At 58.3% G+C, this 24004-nt stretch carries 17 protein-coding genes; 8 read left to right on the top strand and 9 right to left on the bottom strand.

Features of this window, described 5'->3' with window-relative positions; genetic code table 11:
- Positions 1 to 586 precede the first annotated feature (586 nt).
- The 5 genes from HNI00_RS06150 to HNI00_RS06130 all read left to right on the top strand — a co-directional run bounded on the left by HNI00_RS06150 (position 587) and on the right by HNI00_RS06130 (position 5364).
- Positions 587 to 1885, top strand: a complete 1299-nt coding sequence (locus HNI00_RS06150; protein ID WP_316791611.1) for a glycosyltransferase family 4 protein — start codon at positions 587 to 589, stop codon at positions 1883 to 1885.
- Positions 1886 to 2518: 633 nt separating this feature from the next.
- Positions 2519 to 2815, top strand: coding sequence for a hypothetical protein (locus HNI00_RS06145; protein WP_316791609.1), 297 nt, complete (start codon positions 2519 to 2521; stop codon positions 2813 to 2815).
- 255 nt (positions 2816 to 3070) lie between these two features.
- Entirely contained in the window at positions 3071 to 4225 is a 1155-nt protein-coding gene (locus HNI00_RS06140) for a pyridoxal-phosphate-dependent aminotransferase family protein (RefSeq protein ID WP_316791607.1), read from the top strand.
- A gap of 11 nt (positions 4226 to 4236) precedes the next feature.
- A complete protein-coding gene (locus HNI00_RS06135; RefSeq protein WP_316791604.1) occupies positions 4237 to 4875 on the top strand; it encodes a DUF3386 domain-containing protein in 639 nt (212 codons plus the stop codon).
- A 99-nt stretch (positions 4876 to 4974) separates the two neighbouring features.
- A complete protein-coding gene (locus tag HNI00_RS06130) occupies positions 4975 to 5364 on the top strand; it encodes a hypothetical protein (protein ID WP_316791602.1) in 390 nt (129 codons plus the stop codon).
- 294 nt (positions 5365 to 5658) lie between these two features.
- Here HNI00_RS06130 and HNI00_RS06125 read toward each other — a convergent pair whose 3' ends face one another.
- The 6 genes from HNI00_RS06125 to btpA form a co-directional block, all read right to left on the bottom strand.
- Positions 5659 to 6420 (bottom strand): HEAT repeat domain-containing protein, encoded by a 762-nt coding sequence (locus HNI00_RS06125; protein ID WP_316791600.1) that lies wholly within the window; start codon positions 6418 to 6420, stop codon positions 5659 to 5661.
- Positions 6421 to 6515: 95 nt separating this feature from the next.
- Entirely contained in the window at positions 6516 to 9044 is a 2529-nt protein-coding gene (recG, locus tag HNI00_RS06120; RefSeq protein ID WP_316791598.1) for an ATP-dependent DNA helicase RecG, read from the bottom strand.
- Between the two features lie 38 nt (positions 9045 to 9082).
- Complete coding sequence (locus HNI00_RS06115) at positions 9083 to 10231, bottom strand: hypothetical protein (RefSeq protein WP_316791596.1); 1149 nt, start codon at positions 10229 to 10231, stop codon at positions 9083 to 9085.
- Positions 10232 to 10435: 204 nt separating this feature from the next.
- Positions 10436 to 11233 carry a translation elongation factor Ts gene (gene tsf, locus HNI00_RS06110; RefSeq protein WP_420156252.1) on the bottom strand — a complete coding sequence of 266 codons (798 nt, stop codon included), beginning with the start codon at positions 11231 to 11233 and terminating at the stop codon, positions 10436 to 10438.
- Between the two features lie 138 nt (positions 11234 to 11371).
- Positions 11372 to 12154, bottom strand: coding sequence for a 30S ribosomal protein S2 (gene rpsB, locus HNI00_RS06105; protein ID WP_172358594.1), 783 nt, complete (start codon positions 12152 to 12154; stop codon positions 11372 to 11374).
- Between the two features lie 242 nt (positions 12155 to 12396).
- Complete coding sequence (gene btpA / locus HNI00_RS06100) at positions 12397 to 13272, bottom strand: photosystem I biogenesis protein BtpA (protein ID WP_172358595.1); 876 nt, start codon at positions 13270 to 13272, stop codon at positions 12397 to 12399.
- Positions 13273 to 13928: 656 nt separating this feature from the next.
- Here btpA and rimO point away from each other — a divergent pair.
- From rimO to HNI00_RS06085, 3 genes are all read left to right on the top strand, one after another.
- Complete coding sequence (rimO, locus tag HNI00_RS06095; protein WP_316791595.1) at positions 13929 to 15290, top strand: 30S ribosomal protein S12 methylthiotransferase RimO; 1362 nt, start codon at positions 13929 to 13931, stop codon at positions 15288 to 15290.
- 18 nt (positions 15291 to 15308) lie between these two features.
- Positions 15309 to 16727, top strand: a complete 1419-nt coding sequence (locus tag HNI00_RS06090; protein WP_316791594.1) for a DEAD/DEAH box helicase — start codon at positions 15309 to 15311, stop codon at positions 16725 to 16727.
- Positions 16728 to 17018: 291 nt separating this feature from the next.
- The gene (locus HNI00_RS06085) at positions 17019 to 19412 is read left to right on the top strand and encodes a diguanylate cyclase domain-containing protein (protein ID WP_316791593.1); all 2394 of its coding nucleotides are present in this window, start codon (positions 17019 to 17021) and stop codon (positions 19410 to 19412) included.
- Between the two features lie 72 nt (positions 19413 to 19484).
- On the opposite strand, the gene HNI00_RS06080 is transcribed toward HNI00_RS06085, so the two are convergent.
- The 3 genes from HNI00_RS06080 to HNI00_RS06070 form a co-directional block, all read right to left on the bottom strand.
- Positions 19485 to 20675 (bottom strand): MFS transporter, encoded by a 1191-nt coding sequence (locus tag HNI00_RS06080; protein WP_316791591.1) that lies wholly within the window; start codon positions 20673 to 20675, stop codon positions 19485 to 19487.
- Positions 20676 to 20882: 207 nt separating this feature from the next.
- Complete coding sequence (locus HNI00_RS06075; protein ID WP_316791590.1) at positions 20883 to 21479, bottom strand: Maf family protein; 597 nt, start codon at positions 21477 to 21479, stop codon at positions 20883 to 20885.
- 122 nt (positions 21480 to 21601) lie between these two features.
- Positions 21602 to 23647, bottom strand: a complete 2046-nt coding sequence (locus HNI00_RS06070) for an FAD-dependent oxidoreductase (protein ID WP_316791589.1) — start codon at positions 23645 to 23647, stop codon at positions 21602 to 21604.
- Positions 23648 to 24004: the final 357 nt, after the last annotated feature.

The following is a 24004-nucleotide window of genomic DNA, read 5'->3' as shown; positions in this document are numbered from 1 at the left end:
AGCGTGAAGATTTGGCAGCGTACAACGTTGACGAAACAATTTGAAATGAGATATCTTCTCAATTAAACGATAAGCCAGCCTAATTTAATGCTTCCAAGATCATTAGTGATTTAGAAAGCACTGGAGCCTAGACAAACGAAAGTCCAGCAAGTCTGCGGTAGCTTTTGAATCTTGTATCAGCCAAGTGGCCGAGTCTGGATTGAGAGCTGACCCAAAAGGGATTTCTACCCTCGTGGCTTCCGAGACGATAACGGTTTGTCGTGGGCAGTGTCTTAAAGCCTTCTAGGTCGTTGATTGCCTTGAGTCGATCCCCCTAGATCCCCCTTATCAAGGGGGACTTCCGGAGTGGTTTGGCTCGGTTCCCCCCTTAACAAGGGGGGCTGGGGGGATCAAAAGGTTCTAAGGCACGTCCTGGGTGGAGGAGAGGCTGGCTTGGTTGGTGTGTCCTGATTCTCGTCGGTGTTCATCGCTAGTACGTATCGATTGCTGAGATGTGCTGGCCCGCGATCGCTGAGGGAATCTTTTACTTCTAAGAGAACACCTCTGGTTCGCGTGTCGGCAAAACGTTAACCATGAGGTGAAAAGCATGTTTCTGACTCAGAAGCATCGTGTTGCTCTGATTTCGGTGGACGGAGATCCGGCGGCTGAGATTGGACAGGAAGAGGCAGGCGGGCAAAATGTCTACGTGCGCCAGGTTGGTGAAACACTGGCCGCGCAGGGCTGGCAGGTAGATATGTTTACGCGCCGCAGCGACCCAGAGCAGCCGATGATTGTGGAACACCAGCCCCATTGCCGGACGATTCGGCTGGCGGCTGGCCCGGCAGAGTTTATGAGCCGCGATGTGCTGTTCGACTATTTGCCGGAGTTTGTTGAGCAGTTTCTCGCCTTTCAAACGCAGGAAGGGGTTGAGTATTCGCTCGTTCACACCCATTACTGGCTCTCGTCGTGGGTGGGGATGCGGCTAAAGAACCAGATGCCGTCGCTGGTGCAGGTGCATACTTACCACTCGCTGGGTGCGGTGAAGTATCGCACGCTGGGCGATTTGCCGCCGATTGGCGCGAAACGCCTGATGGTCGAAAAAGACTGCCTGGAAACGGTGGATTCGGTGGTGGCGACCAGTCCCCAAGAGCGAGAACACATGCGATCGCTCGTTTCCACCCAGGGGCGCATCGACATGATTCCCTGTGGTACTGACATTAGCCGCTTTGGCCAAGTCACCCGCGCCGAAGCCCGCCAGCAGCTTGGCTTTGCGCCCGAAGATAAGATCGTACTATATGTGGGGCGATTTGACCCGCGCAAGGGCATTGAAACGCTGGTTCGGGCTGTAGGAGAGTCTGATTTGCGGCATCTTCCCAATCTGAAGCTGGTGATTGGCGGCGGCAGTCGCCCCGGCAAAAGTGATGGGCTGGAGCGCGATCGCATCGAAGGCATTGTGCAAGCGCTGGGGCTGACCGCCATAACCCAATTCCCCGGCCGCCTGGGTGACACCAACTTGCATCTCTATTACGCGGCGGCGGATGTGTGCGTGGTGCCCAGCCACTATGAACCCTTTGGCCTGGTGCCCATTGAGGCAATGGCCAGCCATACGCCCGTCGTGGCCAGCAATGTGGGTGGGCTGCAATATACCGTTGTCCCCGAAGTCACAGGTCTGCTGGTGCCGCCCAAAGATGCTGAGGCCTTTGCCAGGGCGATCGCCCGCATCCTCAAAAACCCCGCCTGGCGAGACAAGCTGGGCCATGCGGGTCGCCAGCGCGTCGAACTCGGCTTTAGCTGGGACAGCGTTGCATCGCGCCTGGGGCAACTCTATCTCCAACTCATCGCCAGTGTGGCGGCTGAGGTCGTCCCGATAGAGATGGAGGAAGACGCTCAGGAAGTGGCGGCATAGCGCTGGCATCCCGCCGGATTTGCGCTTTGATTTGCACCTCGACAAGACGCTTTCTCGACCGCCCATTGCAGCACCGGGAGAGCGTCTTGTTAGGGAATGTGTTTTTGGAAAACGTGCTTGGAAAACGTGCTTGAGAAGCCCTAGTTTGGGAAACTTGCTTGAGAAACTCTAGTTGGGGAAACTCTGGCGTTGACGAAGGGCGATCGCCCTCCATGCCCCCGCCGACAGCCCCGTCCCGCCCCAATCCAAAATCCAACAGGACTGACACACTTGCGATCATCTCTTTGGGTTTTTGGACAATTTCTCGCGGGCTGCGCCCGAGAGAAATCGTCTAACTGCGTAAGTCCTATCTAAAATTCTCTTGCGTCAGTGAAACGCATCCAGTACAATCGTCCATCAAGCTGCCCGTTGGTTCCCTTCGACGCAGCCCACTTTCCCCCCGAAATTTTGGTCGTTTAGTCATCTACGGCATTGGCAGGTGTTAGCAGCACCCACCAACGCCTGACCCCTCGACAGATCGGGCCTGTCTCAGGGCTGCGTCCATTGTAGGCCGCCCTGTCCCAGCGCTTCACGTCCGTGGGCGGCCAACATTTCGGGGTTTCCTACCCACTCGTTTCCTGGAGGAAACCCCAAATGCTGACAGTTCAATACACTTGGTCGTCCCCACTTTCGGAAGCGACCCAGTTTTCGCTGCCCCCGCTCACCTGCGAACTGCCCCACCGTCGCCGCCTGCGCCACTGCATCATCGGCCTCCCCGAAGATGCTCAGATGGCGATTGACCGTCTGCACCTGCTCCGCTATGCCGAACGCTTCGAGTGGACGCACGCCCTCGACTTTCCGCCCCACGGCATCGTCCTCGACGGTCGCCCCGGCGAAGTGCTGCGCTATCTGCACCGTGAAGTACGGAGCAATTCTGGTGCAAACGAGTAAGAACAGATAAGGAGGATTTTCGATTTTAGATTTTGGGTTTTGGATTTTGGCGGCTTAGTTTGTCAATCCAAAATCCAAAATCCCCAATCCAAAATCTAAAGAATCTAACGTGCAGAAGACCCAACCTTGGGTCTTGCCATCCCAACGCCTGCGCTCTCCAGAATGTGGCATTCTGATAGATACTCCAAAAATGCCCCAAAATATTAGATCGACGCAAAATCTAAATTCCCCTGAGTTCAGAGGCAGGACAGAGCAATGGACAATAAGCTGATGTTGATGATTCCCGGCCCGACACCTGTGCCGGAGTCGGTGCTGTTGGCGCTGGCAAAGCACCCGATTGGCCACCGCAGCGGCGAGTTTGGCACGATCATGGCGGAGGTGACCGCAGGGCTAAAGTGGCTGCACCAGACGGAGAACGACGTGCTGATCCTGACGGCCAGCGGCACGGGCGCAATGGAAGCGGGGATCATTAATTTTTTGAGTCCGGGCGATCGCGTGTTGGTGGGCACAAACGGCAAATTTGGCGATCGCTGGGCCCAGCTTGCGGAGGGCTTTGGGCTAAACGTGGAGCGCGTCACCGCCGAATGGGGCAAAGCACTAGACCCCGAAGACTTTCGCACCCGCCTAGAAGCCGACACTGCCAAGGACATCAAGGCTGTCATCGTCACCCACAGCGAAACCTCGACGGGCGTGCTGAACGACCTGGAAACCATCAATCGGCACGTCAAGGCCCACGGGGCGCTGATTATCGTGGATGCCGTCACCAGCCTGGGCGCAACCAACGTGCCCATTGACGAATGGGGGCTGGATGTGGTTGCGTCGGGTTCCCAAAAGGGCTTTATGCTGCCGCCGGGATTGGGCTTTGTTGCGGTCGGCCCCAAAGCCTGGGAAGCCTACGCCACTGCTAAGATTCCCCGCTTTTATCTCGATCTGGGCAAATATCGCAAAGACGCGGCAAAAAACACCACGCCCTTCACGCCACCTGTGAATATGTTCTTTGCGCTGCAAGCGGCACTGAAAATGATGCAGGCAGAGGGGTTGGAAAATATCTTTGCGCGACACCATCGCCAGATGAACGCCACTCGCGCTGCCATGAAGGCCCTGGGGCTGCCGCTGTTTGCCGCCGATGGCACGTCCAGCCCTGCGATTACTGCCGTGGCTCCGGTGGGCGTAGAGTCCGAGAAAATTCGCTCGGTAATGAAGAAGAAATTCGACATTGCGCTGGCTGGCGGACAGGACGACCTGAAGGGCAAGATTTTCCGCGTGGGGCACTTGGGCTTTGTGTGCGATCGCGACATTTTGACGGCCGTAGGTGCGCTAGAAGCCACGCTGATTGAGTTGGGGTACGACGGCGTAACCCCCGGCGCAGGCGTGGCCGCAGCCGCTAAGATCCTAAATGAAACGGCTTAGGAGCTTTCCTCATGACGCAAACCACGCTAGACGCTCAATCGCTTTTTCGGGCGGCCTACGAGAATCGCTATACCTGGGATGAGCATTTTCCAGGCTTCACGGCTGACGTGACCCTGACTCAGGGCGGCGAAACCTATACAGGCAAGGTGCGGGTAAACGCTGACCTGAGCTATGAGGTCGTCGAACTGTCGGATGAGGCAGTGCGCGAGTCGCTCCAGGGAATGCTCTGGGAAATCGTGACCCACCGCAAGCGCAGCAGCTTTGAGCAGACCCACGGCAAAAACCGCTTCTCGCTGGGCAACACCGATGAGACGGGTGCGGTTGAAATCCTCGTCAGCGGCGACGCGATGGGGTCAAACTACAAGCTGCGAAACAACGAGATCTGCCAGGTGAGCCGCGTCATGGGGGGCAACGCCTTTGTGATTAACCACCACAGCAGCCTCGACACGGGCGCGGGCTACATCTCAACGGGCTACGACGTGACCTTCCGCAACGCCGAAACGGGTGAAGTTGTGCGCGAGAACCGCGTAGACAGCACCTACGAAAACTTCGGCGGCTATTATCTGCTGACGCGCCAGGTGATTCACTCGACCCAGTGCGATACGCAGACCACGACGGAGTTTACCCTGTCAAACATCGAACTGCTGTAGGGTTCTAGCCGCAGCCCAATTTTTACGCACCCCGTGCCTCGAAGTTGGGCTGCTTAAGTTGTTGCTTGATTTTGGATGTGCGAGTTTGGATTTGCGGCGATGGGTAAAAAACTACGCCTAATGCGGGTTGTGGGAATTTGCGGAGTAGGGGCGATCGCCCTTTTGTCCTGTTCACCTGCGCTAGCCAGCCTGAGCAAAATCAGCTTTGACCTGTCTCAGGTTTCGCCGGAGGGATTGGTGGGGCCAGCGGATGGAGGGCGATCGCTCCGCTACGAGTTTTGCATTCCCCGCAGCGCCGAGCATCAGGCAGAAGTCCAAGCCCTCAACCCAGCGATTGAGTTCTATCCCCACAGTCCGGGGCGCATCCGGTGCAGCGCGGCACAGATCCTCTGCATGGGTGAAACCCACAGCCCAAACTGGCGCGAGACGCTCCTGAACTTGGCGCAGTTGGATTATGTGGAGCGCATCGATGAGTTTTATGGGGAGTAGGGTTTTGGATAATTGAGTAGGATTTTGGCTTGCCGAGCCGTTACTCTACAAGTACATCAGTCCTGCCTAAAGAGCGCATCCCAGTTCTGCAAGTTTGCCCTCATCCCCCAGCCCCTTCTCCCGCTTTGGGAGAAGGGGAGCCGGATTGGAAGTCCCTCTCCCGCTTTGGGAGAAGGGGAGCCGGATTGGAAGTCCCTCTCCCGCTTTGGGAGAAGGGGAGCCGGATTGGAAGTCCCTCTCCCGCTTTGGGAGAGGGATTTAGGGTGAGGGCTGCAAAAGTGGGATACGCCCTGCCTAAAACCCTTCCTGCTCCAGTTCTTCAATCACCTGAAGCCCGCGCGGATCGCCCAGCTTCAGCATCGACAGTTTGGCATCTTCGCGAACGCCCATTTCTTCGTCTTCGGCAAACGCCTCGATCAGCGCGTCAATCGCCGTGGCATAGACCACATTCGACGGCAACTCGCGGCAAAGCTGACCCACCGACCAGGCACAGTTGCTCCGCACGGCGGCGATCGGGTCGCGGCGCAGCGCTTCGATCAGCGGCGGAATGGCGGCGATGATTTCGTCGTATCCCACAAAGGACATTTGCGCCAGGGCGCTAGCGGCCCACAGGCGGACTGCCGGAATGTCGGTTTTTAGCGCCACTAACAGAGGCTCCAACACGCGGCGATCGCGGCTATTCCCCAGCGCCCACACAATGCCCTTTCGCACGTAGCCGTTCCAGTCTTTTTGAAACTGCGCGATCAGTGGCTCCACTGCCTCGCTACTGGGGTTTCGTCCCAGCGCATAGGCCGCGCTCACCCGCACCAGCGGACAAGCCTCATTCAGAAGCCGAATCAGATGCGGCACGGCCCGCGCATCTTCCAATTCGCAAAACGCACGCGCAGCCAGCATCCGCTGCTGAGGTTGGGGCGACTCCAGCAGCGCCAGCATTTCATCGGGATCAGGCTTGGGGGCTTCTGTCTCGCTGTCGGACTCGTCGAGCTTGTCTAGTGGACTTTCCAGGTCAAGATCTAGCTCCGCCGCCAGCACAGAAAGGTCGTCATTGTCGTACATATTGTCACTTTACAGCAATGCGGGGCCGGGGTTGGGAGTCGAAACGGGGGGCTTTCTCCCGCCTGCTGACCCACCTCCGATTCTCCAAACTCGGATTACGTTAGAATCGTGCCGCCCATGAGCTTGCGATAGCGATAGGTCAGTTCAGACTTCATCAGCGGCCAGCGATCGAGCGTGGGGTCTTTGGTCATGGCGGTTTCGGCAGCTTCGCGGGCCAGGTTCAGCACGTCCTGATCTTCCACCAAGCTGGCCAGGGCAAAGTCGGGCAATCCCGATTGGCGTGTCCCCAGCACTTCGCCCGGCCCGCGAAAGCGCATGTCCATTTCTGAAATGAAAAAGCCGTCTTGGGACTGCTCCAGCACTTTCAGCCGCTGGCGAGCAGTTTCCGACTTGGTGCTGCTCATTAGCAGGCAAAAGGACTGAGCCGCGCCCCGTCCGACCCGCCCCCGGAGCTGATGAAGCTGCGACAGGCCAAACCGTTCCGCGTGTTCGATCAGCATGACGGTGGCGTTGGGCACGTCCACGCCGACCTCCACCACCGTCGTTGAAACCAGAATTTGGGTTTGCCCCTCACGAAATTGAGAAATGGCCTCGTCTTTTTCGGCGGAGGTCATGCGCCCGTGCAGCAGACCGATTTGAAATTCGGGAAAGATCACATCTCGGAGCCGCTGATACTCCTCAATCGCTGATTTGAGATCCAGCTTTTCCGACTCCTCCACCAGCGGCAGCACGATATAGACCTGCCGACCCTGGGCGATTTCGCGGCGCATGAGGTCGTAGGCGTGCGATCGCTCTTTGGCCGTCAGCACGTTGGTCTGAATCGCCTTGCGACCCGGCGGCAGTTCGTCAATCTGGCTCACGTCCAGATCGCCGTGCAGCGTCAGCGCCAGCGTCCGGGGAATCGGCGTGGCGGTCATGGTCAGCACATGGGGATGGTCGCCCTTTTGCTGGAGCCGCGCCCGCTGCTGCACCCCAAAACGATGCTGCTCGTCGATTACCACCAGCCCTAGGCGCGAGAACTGCACCGGATCTTCGATCAGCGCATGAGTGCCCACCAGCAGCGGCAGTGCGCCCGTGGCCAGGTCGTCGTGAATTTGGCGACGCTTGGCGGCTTTGGTCGATCCGGTCAGCAGTTCTACAGAAAGGTGCAGTGGGTTGAACCAGCCCACCAGTTTGCGATAGTGCTGCTCGGCTAGAACTTCGGTCGGAGCCATCAGCGCCGCCTGAAAGCCCGCCTGGATCGCCGCCAAAATTGCCACCACGGCCACCACCGTTTTCCCAGAACCCACGTCGCCCTGCACCAGGCGATTCATTGGTGCGGTCTGTTGCAGGTCGTTGAGAATGTCGTTGACGACGCGCTGCTGGGCGTTTGTCAGTTGGAATGGCAGGATGTTGTAGAACTCGTCGATGAGCTTGCCCGTCGGCGCGAGGACGGCGCTGGTCTGTTCCTGGCGCTGGGTTTGGCGGCGCTTGAGCAGGCCCAGTTGCAGGTAGAAAAATTCGTCAAACACCAAGCGACGACGGGCGGCGGCGAGGGATTCGCCCTCTGGTGGAAAGTGAATGTGGGCGATCGCCTCCTGAATGCCCACCAGTCCATACTTTTCGCGCAGGCCGTTGGGCAACGCCTCTTGCAACTGGCTCACGGCGGGCAGCGCCCCCAGCACTGCTTTTCGCACCACGTCTGCCTGCACGCCCTCCGTCAACGGATACACCGGCACCACGCGCCCCACCTTCATCGACTCGATCGACCCGCCAATATGGTCGATCACCTCGATCTGCGGGTCGTCCAGCGTTTTGCCCGATTTGCCCTGCTTCACCAATCCCGACGCAGCCACCACTGCCCCTGGCGGATACAGCCGCTTTTGCTGCTCTTGCCAGCCGCGACTGCGAAACCGCGCCCCGGCGTAAAATCGGCTGAGCTTGATTTGCCCGGTGTGGTCGCGCACGGTCATCTCAAAAATGGCCAGCTTGGGGTTGCGCGGACTGTTGAAGACGGTACAGCTTTTTACCGTGCCGATCAGCGTCACGGTTTCCCCTGGCTCTAGGTCGCGGATATTCACCTGGCGGGCGTAGTCGATGTGGTCGCGGGGGTAGTAGTAAAGCAGGTCGCGAACCGTGTGTAGCCCTAGCTTTGCCAGACGTTCGGCGTTTTTTGCGCCCACGCCAGGGAGGTAGGTCACGGACTGGTCAAGCGTCAACCGACTGCTTTTTTCAACCAGGGGAATGGCTTTGGGAACTTTCGTTTTTGGGGCGGTGCGGGTCGGGGTTGCCGCCGTCGCGGCGGTGTTGTCTGAATCTTGGGCGATTCCTTCGGAAACCTTCGCTAACGCCCCTTCAGATTCCTTCGCTTGCGCCCGATCTTCTGCTGAGCGTTTCGTCTGGTATAGCACTCGGCGCGTATCGGCGACGAGATGCTGCCGCTGGGCAAAGGTGAGGTCAGAATAGCGGGAAAACTCGTGGGCGATCGCCCGCAGCCGTTCCTGTTCCACAATCGGCAGGTCGGTCGGCGGCTCTCGCAGCGTCAGCGCCAAAAACTCGCTAAAGCGGTGCTGGTTGCCCTCCAGGTCATTGAAGCCCCGCTCCGCCTCGATCGCCAGTGCCTTTTGCAGTCGCAGCCAGTCCATGCTGGAATTCTAAAGTGAATTACTGGGTTTGGCCAGCCTCAATCTTCGTGCCAGGTCGAACGCCACGCCTGCTCTGCCTGGGCGATCGCCCGTTCGCGAGACTTTTTCTCGTATTCTTGGCCAAGCTGCTTGAGGCGGGCGTTTAACCCGCGCAGCTTTGAGCGCCAGTTGGCCAACAGCGGCGACCCAAACTCTAGCTCCGACAGCCGCAGGCGAATTGCCACAATTCGAGTAATCGAGACCTGATCTGGCTTGTCGCCCTGCGCTTCGATCATCAAGTTCAACAGGTTGGGCGGGCCGAGCGTCGAGTCAGATGCGCCTGCCTTGGCCGCCACTTCCATAATCGGCGCAGGGATCTGGTTGGGCAAAATGTTGACCTGGTGCAGCAGACGATTCGCCGCCTGGGACTGGTCGCGCAGCACTGCGGCAATCCGTCGCTCAATTTTCGCTTGCCACCGCGCTAGATAATCCATCGGCGACGGCGCTTGATTGGAACTGGAAGCGCCTTTGGCCTTGGCTTTGGCGGCTGCCTCGGAGGTTGCCCGCGAGAGAGACGCTGCGGCTGCTTCGAGCAGGTCCTCCGGAGAAGCATTCAGCGCATCTGTGATGGCAAGCTCCTGAGTTGAAGAAGTAGGGGCATCCTGGGGGCGATTCCCGTAGGGATCGCTTCCCGAATCGCCCGCCACTACGCCTTCCCCGTTAGATTCCGAATCCTCGCCCAGGTTCTCCGGTGGCTCGTCAAAATACGAGTCCTCATAGGAGTCATCGTCAAACTCCACTTCTGTCAGTCCAAACTTCTCGTTTAACGCGGCTCTCAGTTCTGCTGCCTCATCTTGCGACAGGATCAGCCCCCTAGACTCCTCCGGCGCATCGGGTGTTGGCTCTGCATCAGCGTCCCAGCACTCATCTTCGTCTAGCGCCCGCAGCAGACGATCTTGGGCCGCCTGGGCGACCTGACGGAGCGATCGCTGCAATGCCTCACGCTGGCTCACCGAAAGGCTCAGAAATGCATCGGGATAGCCCTGCGTGCAGAGGTGGTAGCTGGCCATGATTAGCTGCTGGCGGGTCGTCGTTCCTAGCTCCGTCAGATAGCCGCGATAGACCTGCTCAAATTCTTGCTGCAACTTGGCGATCGCCCCCACCAGCGCCGCCAAATCTTGCTCAATTTGCTCAACCGTTTTTGCCATAGCCGTCCCTCATGCAATGCCAAAAGACTAGAGCATAAAAGCAACTCAGACCTTTCAGCCTGCTGCTTTCACACCCTAGCCTTTTTCAGCGTTCGACAAAGCCTCTTGACAAAGCCTCTCGTCCGAATCGATTAGACGAATAGACGATGCGCTGGAATCCGAGAAACTGAACTCAGGCTCTCAAAATCCAGCCCTGCTCTGATCCTACTTCTTCTTTTTCTTCTTCTCTTCTTTCACCTCAGCCTTGGGTGCAGCCTTAGGCTCAGCCTTAGGTTCGTCCTTGGGTTCTTCCTTTTGGGCTTCAGCCTTGGGTTCTTCCTTTTGAGCTTCAGCCTTAGGTTCTTCCTTCGCGCCAGTTTGGGCAGCCACTTCTGCGGCGAAGTCGGTCTCCTCCTTCTCAATGCCTTCACCCATCACAAACCGCACAAAGCGACGTACCTGAATGTTTTCGCCCAGGCTGGCAATCACATTCTTGATATGCTCCTCAACGGTAATGCTCTGGTCTTTGATGTAGGACTGATCCAGCAGCGACAGTTCCTTCAGGCGCTTCTCAATGCGGCCTTCCACAATCTTGGCGCGGACGGCTTCCGGCTTATTGGACAGGTCATCCTTGCCCGCCTCAATTTCCTTTTCCTTCGCAATCACGTCCTCAGGAATATCAGCCACCTTCACATATTCTACGTTGGGGCTAGCCGCAATCTGCATCGCCACATCGCGCACCAACTGCTGAAACGATTCGTTCCGCGCCACAAAGTCAGTCTGGCAGTTGACCTCAACCAGCACACCAACCCGGCCGCCCGTGTGAATATAACTTCCAACCAGTCCCTCTGCCGTCGTCTTGCTCAGCGCTTTTTCCGCTTTGGTGATGCCTCGCTTCCGCAGCCATTCCACCGCTTTTTCAATGTCGCCATCGGATTCTGCAAGGGCTTTTTTGCAATCCAGCATCCCTGCGCCAGTCTTGTCGCGCAGTTCCTTGACGAGCTTTGCCGAAATCTCCGCCATGTTCGTTGAGTCCCCGTGTGCAAGTGGTTGAACTGTTGCTATCCAGGTCTTAGGTTACAGGGATCAGGGGCCAGGTGTCAGGTGCTTGCTCAAGCCCGAAGCCGACCCGCAGATCCCTGCTTCCTTCACCTCCAATGCCTAGTTTTCTTCGCCTTCTTCATCGTCTGCGAATTCGGCATCTTCGTAGTCGTACTCTTCTTCAGCGCCCTCGTAGTCGTACTCTTCTTCTGCATCCAACTGGCCGTGGCGACCCTCGTAGATGGCATCTGCTAAACGACCGACGATGAGTTTGATTGAGCGAATCGCATCGTCGTTGGCAGGAATCGGCACGTCTACCAAGTCAGGATCACAGTTGGTATCTAGCAGCGAAACGATGGGAATACCCAGCTTTTGGCACTCCTGCACGGCGTTATATTCCCGGCGCTGGTCAACAATCACCACAACATCGGGAATCTTCCGCATCGCTTTGATGCCGCCCAGATATTTCTGGAGTTTCTCTAGCTCGCGGCGCAGCATCGCGGCTTCCTTCTTGGGAAGCAGATCAAGCTGCCCCGTCTCTTGGCGACGCTCCAGTTCCTTCAGGCGATCGACGCGGGTTTTAATCGTGGCCCAGTTCGTCAACATGCCGCCCAGCCAGCGCTGGTTTACGAAGTAGGAACCGCAGCGAAGGGCTTCTTGAGCCACAATGCCCGCAGCCTGACGCTTGGTTCCAATGAACAAAAACTTGCTGCCCTTTTCGGCTTCGGTACGGACGTAGCTGTAAGCTTCATCCATGTACTGGGCAGTCTGCACCAGGTCAATGATGTGTACCCCGTTGCGCGAGGTGTAGATGTAGGGCGACATCTTGGGGTTCCAGCGGCGAGTTTGGTGCCCAAAGTGAACCCCTGACTCAAGCAACTGAGCCAATGAAACAACTGGCATGAATTTAATCTCCTTTCGGGTTATTCCTCCATCCGGGAGCATCCTGAACCGGTGACCAAGGAGAAGCGCAGCGCGACACTCAATCCGCTGCAAATTCTTTGAAAGCCTTGATACCTGGGTCTTCAGAACACCCGAAAGCCCGGATGTGCGAATTTAGACAACTTCTCTAGCGTATCATAGCGATCGCCCACTATGCCCTAGAAAATTTCTGCTCTGCACAGCCGCCGCATCACCCAAGCTTCCTAACCTTCGCGGGCTGCCAGTCGTTCCGGCGCTGCGGATTGAGTCGGCAGATTGGCTGCTTTTTCTGCTTTCTCCGAGAGGCTACGCTGCATCGCTTCCACAAACTGACTGACGCGGATCGGGTCGATGGGCTGCTCAATCTGTCCGTGGCGCTTCAGCGAACTAGACACGATTACACCATCTGCCGCCTGGATCAGGCGAGGAATGTTTTCCCAACTGGCTCCGCTGCCGATGAATACGGGCGTGTCGCCTGCTGCGGCGCTGGCCAGTTCCAAGTCTTCCAGGCTGGGCGGGCTGCCCGTGGCCCAACCGGACAGAATCACCGCATCCGCCAGACCCCGCTCGATCGTTTCCTGCACAGCAGTCGTCAGGTTGGGCGACCCTAGCGGGCGGGCGTGTTTCACCAGCACGTCGGCAAAAATCTTGACCTCGCTGCCCAGTTCACGGCGATAGCGCAATAGCTCGTGGGCGCGACCCTCGATTAACCCCTGATCGGTCGCCATCACGCCCGTCAGCACGTTGACCCGGATAAAGTGGGCGCGGGTGCAGGTGGCGATCGCCATCGCGCTTCGAGCGTCATTCCGCAGCACGTTCACGCCGATCGGCAGCGTCACCAGGTTCATCAGCCGTTGCACCACTAGGCTCATGGCGCTGACCACTGCGGGATCAACAGAGTCCTTTGTAAAGGGCGCATCAAAAAAGTTTTCAACGATTAGCCCATCCACGCCGCCGGATGCCAGCGCAGTTGCTTCCTGCTCGGCCCGCGCAATGACGGCTTTGAGGCTGTTTCCCCAGCGGGGCGATGTGGGCAGTGGCAACAGATGCACAACCCCAATCACCGGATGCTTTGTTTTGAAAATCTGCGTTAAGTCCACGCGGCTAGATAATTGACGAAGCCAGTTCTAAAACGGTCGCTATGGGTTGACGATAGAAAAGTCGCTTAAATCCCTAACTAATCTACGAGTTGGCGAACCTGCTGAGCAACGAGCGAACTGCACACAGTCCACCCGCATACGTTCAACTTTACAGCAACAAGGGCACGATGACGGCAATCCCAAGGCCGCTGAGAATTGTCTACACTGGAAGCTGAATCGGTGCGCGGTTGCAGTTGACCATCCTCCCCTAAGCGCGAGATCGAAGTCAGGTTCAGCAAGTCAGGTTCAGCATAGATTCAGCCCCAGAGTTCCGATAGCGTTCCGATAGAGTCTCGTGGGTCTGGCTAGTGGATCTGGTTAGTGTGTCTGGTGCTACCACAAGATGTCGCCTGACTCTATCTTTTGATAGGTATTTTGATGAAGCGTGCCTGAAATGTATAGTTATGTAATGTTTTAGGCTATAGTAGGGATTAGTTTAGATTAGTGCGATTGCGTTTAACGGTATTCCCCGCACCTCAATTATGTTACGAGGCTGCGTAGCTTGAAAGGGCTGGGGATGAAGGCGGTGAGGATTTCACTGTAACGGGCGATCGCTGCATATTCGTTCTGTTTACCGTTTGACTTACCGTTCAACCCGCACATTATCCAAGTTTTGAATGAGCATTAAGCCAGTTATTGCAGTGTCTCACCTGGGCTGTGAGAAGAATCGAATCGACACGGAGCATATGCTGGGGCTGTTGGTGCAGTCCGGCTATCAGGTTGATTCAAACGAAGAATTAGCTGATTACGTCATCGTCAACACCTGTAGCTTTATCCAGGCGGCCCGCGAAGAGTCGGTGCGAACCCTGGTCGAGCTAGCTGAGGCCAACAAGAAGATTGTAATTACGGGCTGCATGGCGCAGCACTTCCAGAAAGAACTGCTGGACGAGATCCCCGAAGCGGTAGCAGTGGTGGGCACTGGGGACTACCACAAGATTGTGGAGGTGATTCAGCGGGCGGAGGCGGGTGAGCGGGTTCAGGAAGTGTCTGCGGAGCCAGTTTACATCGCGGACGAAACCACGCCCCGCTATCGCACAACCACTGAAGGCGTGGCCTATCTCCGCATCGCCGAGGGCTGCGACTATCGCTGTGCGTTTTGCATTATTCCTCACCTGCGCGGCAACCAGCGATCGCGCTCGATCGAGTCCATCGTCGCCGAAGCGAAACAGCTTGCGGCTGAGGGCGTTCAGGAAATTATCCTGATTTCCCAGATCACCACCAACTATGGCGTGGATCTGTACGGCGAACCCCGGCTGGCGGAACTGCTACGGGCGCTGGGTGAGGTGGAAGTGCCCTGGATTCGGATGCACTACGCCTACCCGACGGGGCTGACCCCTAAGGTGATCGCGGCGATTCAGGAAACGCCCAACGTGCTGCCCTATCTGGATTTGCCGTTGCAGCATTCCCATCCAGAAGTGCTGCGGGCGATGAATCGTCCCTGGCAGGGTCAGGTCAACGACGGCATCATCGAGCGGATTAAAACCGCAATCCCCGATGCGGTGCTGCGAACCACGTTTATCGTCGGCTTCCCTGGCGAAACGGAGGAGCATTTTCAGCACCTGCTGGCGTTTGTGCAGCGGCACGAGTTTGACCATGTGGGGGTGTTTACCTTTTCTGCCGAAGAGGGAACCCCCGCCTTTAGCCTGCCCCACCAACTGCCGCAAGCCGTGATGGACGATCGGCGCGATCGCCTCATGCAGGTGCAGCAGCCGATTTCCCTGCGGCGCAACCAGGCTCAGGTAGGGCGTGTGGTAGACGTTCTCATCGAACAGGAAAATCCCGAAACAAACGAATTGGTAGGGCGATCGGCCCGCTTCTCTCCCGAAGTGGACGGGCTGGTCTATGTCCAGGGCGATGCTCGGCTGGGATCAATGGCCACGGTAGAAATCACCGGAGCCGACGTATATGACCTCTACGGGCAGATTGCCGATGCCCGCACCCAACTCAGAGGCGCGCTCAGCCGTGTCTCAGCAAACTGAACTCTTTAAGGAGATCTAATGACGCTTTCATTCACTAGTCTGGGTTTGTCTGAGGCGCGGGCGCGCCATCTAGAAAAAGCTGGATTTACCGCACCGACACCGATTCAGGCGCAGGCAATTCCCCATCTGCTGTCGGGGCGCGACGTGGTGGGTCTGGCCCAGACAGGGACGGGCAAAACGGCGGCCTTTTCGCTGCCCATTTTGGAGCAGATTGACGTTAACAACAACGCGGTGCAGGCGCTGATCCTGACACCGACCCGCGAGCTGGCGATCCAGGTCTATCAGTCGATTCGGACACTGACGGACGATCGCCGCCTGAAAATTTTGCCGACCTACGGCGGACAGTCCATCGACCTGCAAATCAGCCGCCTCCAGCGGGGAGTGCAAATTATCGTGGGCACGCCTGGACGAGTGCTGGACTTGCTGAAGCGGGGCGACCTGAAGCTGAACAAGCTGGGCTGGCTGGTGCTGGATGAAGCCGACGAGATGCTGAACATGGGCTTTATTCAAGACGTGGAGAAAATCCTGAGCCAGTCGCCTCCAGAGCGGCAGACCGCGTTTTTCTCGGCAACAATGGACCCGTCGATTCGAGAACTGGCGGCCAAGTTTTTGCGATCGCCCGTTACCGTCAGCATCGAGCAGCCCAAGGCCGCCCCGACGCGGATTAATCAGGTAGTCTACATGGTGCCGCGGGGTTGGACGAAAGCCCGCGCCCTCCAGCCCATTTTGGAACTGGAAGATCCCGAATCGGCATTGATCTTCGTCCGCACGCGCAAAGCCGCCGCAGACCTAACTCGCCAACTGCAAGCCGCCGGGCATAGCGTCGATGAGTATCATGGCGACCTCAGCCAGTCTCAGCGGGAACGGCTGCTGCTGCGCTTTCGGCAGCGTCAGGTGCGCTGGGTAGTAGCGACGGACATTGCCGCTCGCGGGCTGCATGTGGACGATTTGAGTCATGTGATTAACTACGACCTGCCCGACAGCGTGGAAAGCTACGTCCACCGGATTGGTCGCACGGGTCGTGCGGGCAAAGAGGGCACGGCGATTACGCTAATTCAGCCGCTAGACAAGCGCAAGCTGCGGGACATTGAGCGGCACATCCGCCAGCAGTTGCAAACGGGCACGATCCCGACTCGCGCCCAGATCGAAGCCCGCTATCTAGAGAAGCTCCAGGGGCAACTGCGGGAAGCGCTGGTGGGCGATCGCCTCGCCTCCTTCCTGCCGATTGTGACGCAATTGAGTGAGGAGTACGACATGCGGGCGATCGCCGCTGCGGCCTTGCAGATGGCCTACGACCAGACGCGCCCCGCCTGGATGCGTGGCGACCACGCCTACTCCGACGACGTACCCGTGGAAGAGAGCCGTCCCCGCAGCGACTATGGCAGCGGGCCCAAGCCGAAGCCCATCAAGCGCTCCAAAACGTCGGTCAACGAGTAGGCTGCCTGCGCGGACTGTCGCCTTGTCACCCACCAGTGGTTGGTCAGCGCCAGGTTCTTCGCGTGGCTCCAATCGCTCTACGGGCTTCTTCGAGAAGATGGCCTGAGCAACCCAAGCCCGTCACCAAAAACTTTAGAGAACTTTTAGGGTGAGATGAGTGAATTTCGTCTTGCCCGGTTCTTCGTGTTTGCTAAAACGGATAAAATCGCGCTTAGCGGCTTTTTTGGGTGTTTTGGTGTTTCTGTTGGCGTTTCGTCTGAACGTTCCATCTGAAAAAGATTCAAGGGCAAGGTGGCTCAGGTTCAAATTTCTCGACAGCAGCTTTTTGCAGAGGGGGTTCTCCACCAGTTTCTCAGCGTAGAATCTGACACGGCGATCGCCCAAGTCATCCGCACCATGAGCGAAACCCGCAGCAGCTTTGCGCTGGTGCTTCGGGCAGGGCAACTGGTAGGAATTTTTACCGAACGAGATGTGGTGCGGGCGATCGCCAGGGGTTCTCTCCAGCCAACCGAGGCGATCGCCACTGTGATGGTGTCTCCCGTAATCACGCTGGCTGAAACAGACCTGGATGACTTGCTGGCAGTGCTGCAAATCTTTCGACAGCGGAAAATTCGCCACTTGCCCATTCTTGGCAGCCAAGGCGAAGTGCTGGGAGTGATGACCCCAAATTCGATTCGCAATCTGCTCCAGCCCAGCGACCTGCTGAAATTTCGCCAGGTGTCGGATGTCATGGTTAGCCGCGTAGTCTCGGCCCTGCCCAGCACCTCCGTCGCAGATCTGGCCCACCAAATGACGCAGCATCGGGTGAGTTGTGTGGTGATTGTGCCGACCTTGCCCCAATTGCCCGACGCACCCGAAAAACAGGCAGCCAAATCCGGGCTAACCGACGGTTCCCAGGGCGATGTCGCGCCCTTGGGCATTGTGACGGAGCAAGACCTTGTGCGACTCCAGGCAGACGGACTGAACCTTGCCCAGACCTACGCGGGGGAAGTGATGAGTACGCCCCTGCTGCAAACCAGCCCACAGCAGTCCCTATGGAGCGCCTATCAGCAAATGCAGGAGAACCAGATTCGGCGGCTGGTGGTAGTGGGTAGCCGGGGAGAACTGGTGGGAATTTTGACGCAAACCAGCGTTGTTCACATGCTCGATCCGCTGGAACTGTGCGAGGTGATTCGGGCGCTGCAATCGACCGTCACCCAGAAGAACGACGCACTGCACCAGGAAATTCGGCGGCGACAAGCGCTGACCGATGCCCTCGCCAGCAGCGAGTCCCTGCTCAGAGAGGCCCAGGCGCTCACGCACATGGGTAGCTGGGAACTAGACGTGGCCACTCAGACCGTCACCTGGTCTACCGAGGTGTTTCACGTTTTTGGGCTTGATCCAACGCAGCCCGCTCCGACCTTGGCAGAAAATGAGCAGCAATATCACCCAGAAGATCGGCCCAGGCTGCGGCGGATTTTGTCAAAGGCGATCACCACTGGGCAGCCCTTTCGGTTTCAGGCCCGCATTATCCGGCCCGACGGCTCAATTCGCCATATCGAAGCCCGCGGTCGGGCCCGACAGTCCTCAGAGGGCACTGTGACCAAGCTATTTGGCACGGCCCAAGACATTACCGATCAAAAACAGCTTGAGCAATTGCTGCGATCGCAGGTGCAGCAGCAGCGACTCCTGGCCTCCATGACCCAGCGCATCCGCCAATCACTGGATTTAGATGCGATTCTCAGCACAACGGTTCATGAAGTGCGGCAGTTCTTTCAAGTTGACCGGGTGCTGATTGGGCAGTTTGGTGAAGACTGGCGCTGCGGCATCGTGGTCGAGTCCGTTGAGTCAGGACGTTCCCCAATGCTGGGCGCAAGCATCGCTCCGGAGCCAGGGGAAGATTGGCTCAAGTTTTATGTTCGGGGCCATGCTAAGGCGATTGATTGTTTGGAGCGAGGGAAACTTTCTCCGGAGGCGATCGCCTACTGGCGGCAATTTCAGGTGCAGGCAGCGCTGACGGTGGGGCTATTGCAGGGCGATCGCCTCTGGGGGCTGCTTTCGGTGCAGCAGTGCCATCAGCCGCGCACCTGGGAACGCGCCGAAATCGACCTGATCCAGCAGCTTGCTTCCCAGGTGGGCATTGCAATCCAGCAGTCGGAGCTATATCGCCAGTTGCAGTATGCCAACCAGGAGCTGGCCTACTTGGCAACCCACGATCAGCTTACTCGCGTTGCCAATCGCCGCTATCTCGACGACTATCTCCAGCAGGAGTGGAACCGGGCCGCCCGCGAAGGCACGCCGCTATCGCTGGTGCTGTGTGATGTGGATTATTTCAAGCAATACAACGACACCCACGGACATTTAGCAGGGGATGAGTGCCTGATGGAAATTGCCACTGCGATTGGGAGAGCGCTGCACCGTCCGGCAGATTTTGTGGCTCGCTACGGCGGCGAAGAATTTGCCATCGTGCTGCCCAACACAAACCGTTTGGGCGCGGTGCGCGTGGTGCAGCGGATTCAGAAAGAACTCCGCAACCTCACGGGCCTACCGCCCTCTCCCGTCACTCGCACCCCGTCCAGCCTCAGCTTCGGCATCGTCAGCGTCATTCCGTCGTCCCTCAGTTCGCCGCTGAAGTTGCTCGACCAGGCCGACCGGGCGTTGTATCGAGCCAAAGCCCAGGGGCGCGATCGCTATTGTATGGACTAGGGGATTTTGGGCTTTGGGTTTTAGATCTTGGATTTTGGATTTTGGATTTAGCCTCTAGTCCCTTAGCCCCCCTTAGCCCCTGGTTTCCAATTTGCGCTCTCGGCGGAGGCTTAGAAGGCTGACCAGCAGGGCGATCGCCGCCGCCAGGTAAAACACAAACGGGAGTCCAACGTTCTTCCAAATGGGGCCCAGCAGCAGGGGGGCTGAAAACAGGCCCAGCGAGTTGAATCCCGTACCAATGGCCAGGACGCTGGCCCGTAGCTCTGCCGGAGCCTGATCAGCGAGTAAATCGTAGAGATTTGGCGTAATGATGCCGAAGCCCGCGCCAAACAGGGCCGCAACGGGAAGGATGACAAAAATCTGCGTGAGCGACGGAATTGTGGCAATGGTCAGCCCCATCAGGCAAAACCCAAGGGCGATCGCCCCCCGTCGATTGTTCAACCGTCGCGCCAGCCGACTGGCCAGCACAGCCGAACTCACCGCCGCCCCCGCCGCCCGCAGACCCAGCACCACGCCGTTGAGCGCCGGGTCTGCGCCGATGGTTTCTTTCAGGTAAATCGGCGCATAGGCCACGGTAGCTTGCATCACCAATGCCGCCGCCGCCAAAAAGAAGTAAATCATCAGCACCGACGGCTGGCGCACCACGGGCAACAGCCCGCCCGTATTAGACAAGCCCGCACCGCTTGTATTGCGAGGTTCCTCCCGAAACACCAGCGCGGCGATCGCCATCAGTGGAATCCCCAGCAGGTAGAGATAAAAAGCGTGCTGCCACTGGTTTCGCCCGACCCAGCCGCCCAGCAGCGGAAAGATAATCGCCGCCGTGGTCATGGCGCTGGTGGCAAAGCCCAAAATGCGCGATCGCTCGTCGCCCTCATACATCGTGCCCAGTAGCCCAATGGTGGCCGCCGCCACCGCCCCACTGGCCGCGCCGATCAGCCCCCGCATTAGCAGCAGCGTCGGCAGCGTCGTCATGAAAATCGTCGCCACCCCAAACAGCGCGTAGCACAGCAGCGCAGGCAGCATCACCGTCCGCTTGCCCACCCGATCGGCCAAAATGCCAAACACGGGCGTAAACAGCGCCGTCGTCAGGGCGTGGGTGCTGGTCAACATGCCCGCCCAGGAGCGATCGAGCTGCAAATCTCGCACAATTTCTGGAAATACAGGCGTAACGACGCTACCCGTCATGGTGGTCAGTCCGCCCGCCGCCAGCAGCACCAGCAGTTGACGAAATCGCTTGGACGCAAAGAGCTTGGCAAGGTTCATGCAAAATCATCCGGTCTGGCGGATGCACCAGGGTAGGGTGGGCTGTCTTCAATATAAGGGGATGGAATATAAGGGGATAGAATGAGGGGCAGGTGAGTGCGACAGGGGAGTGGCTGCTGAAGTATGCTGACGATCTGCCGTGTTGCACAAGTTCCAGTTTCTACAATCGGATTCGCCTCACTGTGAAACCACGGCAAGCGTTATCCTTCAGCCGCCAGACCAATAGCCCGTTACGTCGTAGCCCAACTCGGCGATCATCTGGCGCAGCAGCGGCAGGCTGAGGCCGATGACGTTGCTGTGGCAGCCCATCAGTTGTTCCACAAATAGCCCGCCCCGACCCTCCAGCGCGAAGCATCCGGCGCAGTTCATCGGCTCTCCCGTGGCAACGTAGGCTTCAATCTGGCGATCGCTCACATTGGCAAACTGCACCTGCGTCATGCCGCACCGCACCAGCATCTTGCCCTGCGCCCCGTCGATCAGCGCGTGCCCGGTATATAGCTCGCCAACGCGCCCCCGCATCTGTTTCCAGCGGGCGATCGCCTCCTCTGCGTGGGCGGGCTTGCCGTAGATCTCGCCGTTCAGCGCCAGCACCGAGTCGCAGCCCAGCACCAGCGCATCGGGAAACTTGGGCGCAACTGCCCGTGCCTTGCCCTCCGCCAGCTTTTGCACCAACACGCTGGCATTTGGCTCCCGCACCTGCGACTCATCAAAGGCGCTGGGATAGACAATCGGCTCAATCCCCGCCAGTTGCAGCAGTCGCCGTCGGGCAGGAGAAGCAGAAGCAAGGACAAAGGAAGGAAGCATAGGAAAAAGGAAAGAGAGAAGAGAGAAGAGAGAAAAGTGAAGAAGTTTCATTCTTCGTTCTTCGTTCTTCGTTCTTTATTCTTCGTTCTTCGTTCTTCATTCTTCATTTTTTCCGCCCTCCCTTACCACGGAGCCCAATCCGCCCAGTCGAGGTTAAAGATCGACGTGTCGGGAAACTCGATCGGGTTGCCGTTGCGGACGAGGAGGCGCTGGAGTTGCTCAAGCTGGGGTTCGCGGCGGGGCAGGTCGTCCACCAGTTGGTAGGGCAGGACGTTTTCCCGCAGGGCAAAGGCGGCCGTCGTGCCCGCAGCCGCGCCGACAGACCACTCAAAGGAATGAACCCGGTAGGCAGCGGCGACCATCGTGCTGGTGGCGATGCTCTTGCCCGCAACCAGTAAATTATCCAGCTTTTGGGGAATCATCGCTTGCAGCGGGATTTGCCCCGGATAGGCTTGCCCGTGGCCCTGGCGCGTGCCCGGCCGCTCGATGTTTCCCGGTGCTTCGGGCGGCGAGTAGGCCATGCAGGGGTGAAAGTCAATGGCGTATTGGGCAATGCCCACCGCGTCGGGATAAATCGTCGAGCGGGTGCGGCGCTGAATCTGGTCGGGGGGCGTGTTTTTGGCGATCGCCGACACAGTTTCCAGCCCCGCCAGCGCAATCCACAGGTTGCGATACATCTCTGGCGACAGATTTTGGCGGTAAAAATCGGCGCGGAAGTCAGCCTTAGAGATGTCCAACTCGTTCATGCTAAAGCCGTTGCGGTAGCCATAGGTGGGGCGACCGATAATGCGCCGTCCTTCACGGATGTAGGGATATTTCGACAGGCCGTGAACCGTGCCCATTGGCGACTCTAGCCCTGCCAGCAAGCGGTGATTGGGTGCAGGCTTTTTCACCCCATCCCCCAGTTGCGAATCCGTCGTGCCCATCGTGAACCAGTAGTAGTAGCCCAGGGCCAGTTCTTCGCCCGCCGCCAGGGTTTCCGTCCGCAGCCCGCCTAGCCAGCCACCGGGAGCAAGCTGTCCCCGCTCCTGCAACTGCTGGCGGGTATAGATCAAATTGTCGCGGGCGGTGCCGGGGCGATAGTCGTTGCCCCAGACCCAGTTCTGCATCGAAATATCGCCTGGTTTGGGGCGCGACACGCCAAACACGCGCTCGGTGGAACGCGGCTCTGGACTCCAGATGCGGCGATAGGTAAACACCACGTCAATGTCGGCCAGACGCGGGTTGGGGTCGTAGCCGTAATAGGGTTCATAGCGCTCATAGAAGGGCGGCTTTTGCTGGGGCTGGGGTTCTGCCGTGCGCTCCATCGCGAAGGTGTAGGTAAAGCCCTGGGTGCAGTAGGGGTCGCCATTGGTGGTGGGGAGGGACGGGTTGAGGTGCGATCGCGGATCGAGGCCCAGCCGATAGGGCACGTCCGCTAGGGCAATTAGCTCTCCGGTTTCCGTCGCCTCCACCACGTACCAATCCGCCACACCGGGCTGCCGCCGCGCCTTGGGCACGAAGCGGATCACCTTCTTATTCAAACGGCTGGAATTTTCGTATCGGTAGGCATCTTCGATGATTTGCGACAGCGGCTCCGTATTCAGAGGCGGCGTATTGGGGGCAGGGCTGTGCTGGATAGCAGTGGCGGCGGCGATCTGCTTGCCGTCGGCAGTGTAGTCCAGTTCCTTAATCACGGTCGAGGGAAACCACTTGAGCCGGCCTCGTCCCTTTCGCGCCGCGTCTCGCAGCATATCTTCCAGAATCTTTTCGGCATCGCGGGGTAAAAAGCAGGAGACGCTCACCCAGCAGTCGCCGGGGCTGAGCCTGCGATATTTCTTTTGAATGCGATCGCGCAGTTCTAGATACCCCTTGGAATAGTAGAGCAACTGCCGCTGCCGCCGCGCCTCATCCAGCGCCGACGTGCCCTGGGAGGTGATCTGTCCGCCCATCCAGTCGGTGAGTTCCGTCATGCAGACGGTGCGCCCGGCCAGCAGCGCCTCGTAGGAGGTGGCCACGCCTGCCAGCCCGCCGCCGACGACCAGAATTTCGCAGTCCACGGTTTCGCTAGGGGCGGGGCGATTGGGAGACGCGGGAGCCTGGGCAGATGCCGCCGGGGCCAGGGTCGTGAATCCGACCAGGGAGGCTAGAAAAGCCGCAAAGGAGCGCGTGCGTTTGTTTCGAGTCATACCGGGTGTCAATAAATCGGGGTCGGGGGTTGGGGCCTGAGGGTGGAGCTTGAGGCTGGAGCTTTGGGGGTGCAGAGAGATTCACACGTTTTCTCTGTATTTGAACCGTGTCGGGCCCAGCTTTTGCAATGGCTAGACTAGCGCAATTGGGGCAAATAGCGGTGTGATGGGGGTGGCGCTTGACCTCAGCATTGTCAGCGTTGCGGCACAATTCAGCATTGCGGTGCAATTCAGCGTTGCGGTACAATTCAGCGTTGCAGTGCAATTCAGCATTGCGGCACAATTCAGCGTTGCGGCGCAACATGGCTCAACGGTCTGCACCAACCCAACAACACCCGATTCCTCCCACACTCCGCC

It is taken from the genome of Thermoleptolyngbya oregonensis NK1-22 (genome assembly GCF_032705245.1).
GTDB lineage: Bacteria > Cyanobacteriota > Cyanobacteriia > Elainellales > Elainellaceae > Thermoleptolyngbya > Thermoleptolyngbya sichuanensis.
The sequence above is the reverse complement of the archived record's forward strand: the minus strand, read 5'-3'. Positions and strand labels throughout refer to the sequence as shown.

Bases quoted from the DNA above. Each gene is read 5' to 3' on its own strand.
- HNI00_RS06150 (WP_316791611.1), top strand. From the start codon at position 587: ATGTTTCTGACTCAGAAGCATCGTGTTGCTCTGATTTCGGTGGACGGA.
- HNI00_RS06145 (WP_316791609.1), top strand. From the start codon at position 2,519: ATGCTGACAGTTCAATACACTTGGTCGTCCCCACTTTCGGAAGCGACC.
- HNI00_RS06140 (WP_316791607.1), top strand. From the start codon at position 3,071: ATGGACAATAAGCTGATGTTGATGATTCCCGGCCCGACACCTGTGCCG.
- HNI00_RS06135 (WP_316791604.1), top strand. From the start codon at position 4,237: ATGACGCAAACCACGCTAGACGCTCAATCGCTTTTTCGGGCGGCCTAC.
- HNI00_RS06130 (WP_316791602.1), top strand. From the start codon at position 4,975: ATGGGTAAAAAACTACGCCTAATGCGGGTTGTGGGAATTTGCGGAGTA.
- HNI00_RS06125 (WP_316791600.1), bottom strand. From the start codon at position 6,420: ATGTACGACAATGACGACCTTTCTGTGCTGGCGGCGGAGCTAGATCTT.
- recG (WP_316791598.1), bottom strand. From the start codon at position 9,044: ATGGACTGGCTGCGACTGCAAAAGGCACTGGCGATCGAGGCGGAGCGG.
- HNI00_RS06115 (WP_316791596.1), bottom strand. From the start codon at position 10,231: ATGGCAAAAACGGTTGAGCAAATTGAGCAAGATTTGGCGGCGCTGGTG.
- tsf (WP_420156252.1), bottom strand. From the start codon at position 11,233: ATGGCGGAGATTTCGGCAAAGCTCGTCAAGGAACTGCGCGACAAGACT.
- rpsB (WP_172358594.1), bottom strand. From the start codon at position 12,154: ATGCCAGTTGTTTCATTGGCTCAGTTGCTTGAGTCAGGGGTTCACTTT.
- rimO (WP_316791595.1), top strand. From the start codon at position 13,929: ATGAGCATTAAGCCAGTTATTGCAGTGTCTCACCTGGGCTGTGAGAAG.
- HNI00_RS06090 (WP_316791594.1), top strand. From the start codon at position 15,309: ATGACGCTTTCATTCACTAGTCTGGGTTTGTCTGAGGCGCGGGCGCGC.
- HNI00_RS06080 (WP_316791591.1), bottom strand. From the start codon at position 20,675: ATGAACCTTGCCAAGCTCTTTGCGTCCAAGCGATTTCGTCAACTGCTG.
- HNI00_RS06075 (WP_316791590.1), bottom strand. From the start codon at position 21,479: ATGCTTCCTTCCTTTGTCCTTGCTTCTGCTTCTCCTGCCCGACGGCGA.
- HNI00_RS06070 (WP_316791589.1), bottom strand. From the start codon at position 23,647: ATGACTCGAAACAAACGCACGCGCTCCTTTGCGGCTTTTCTAGCCTCC.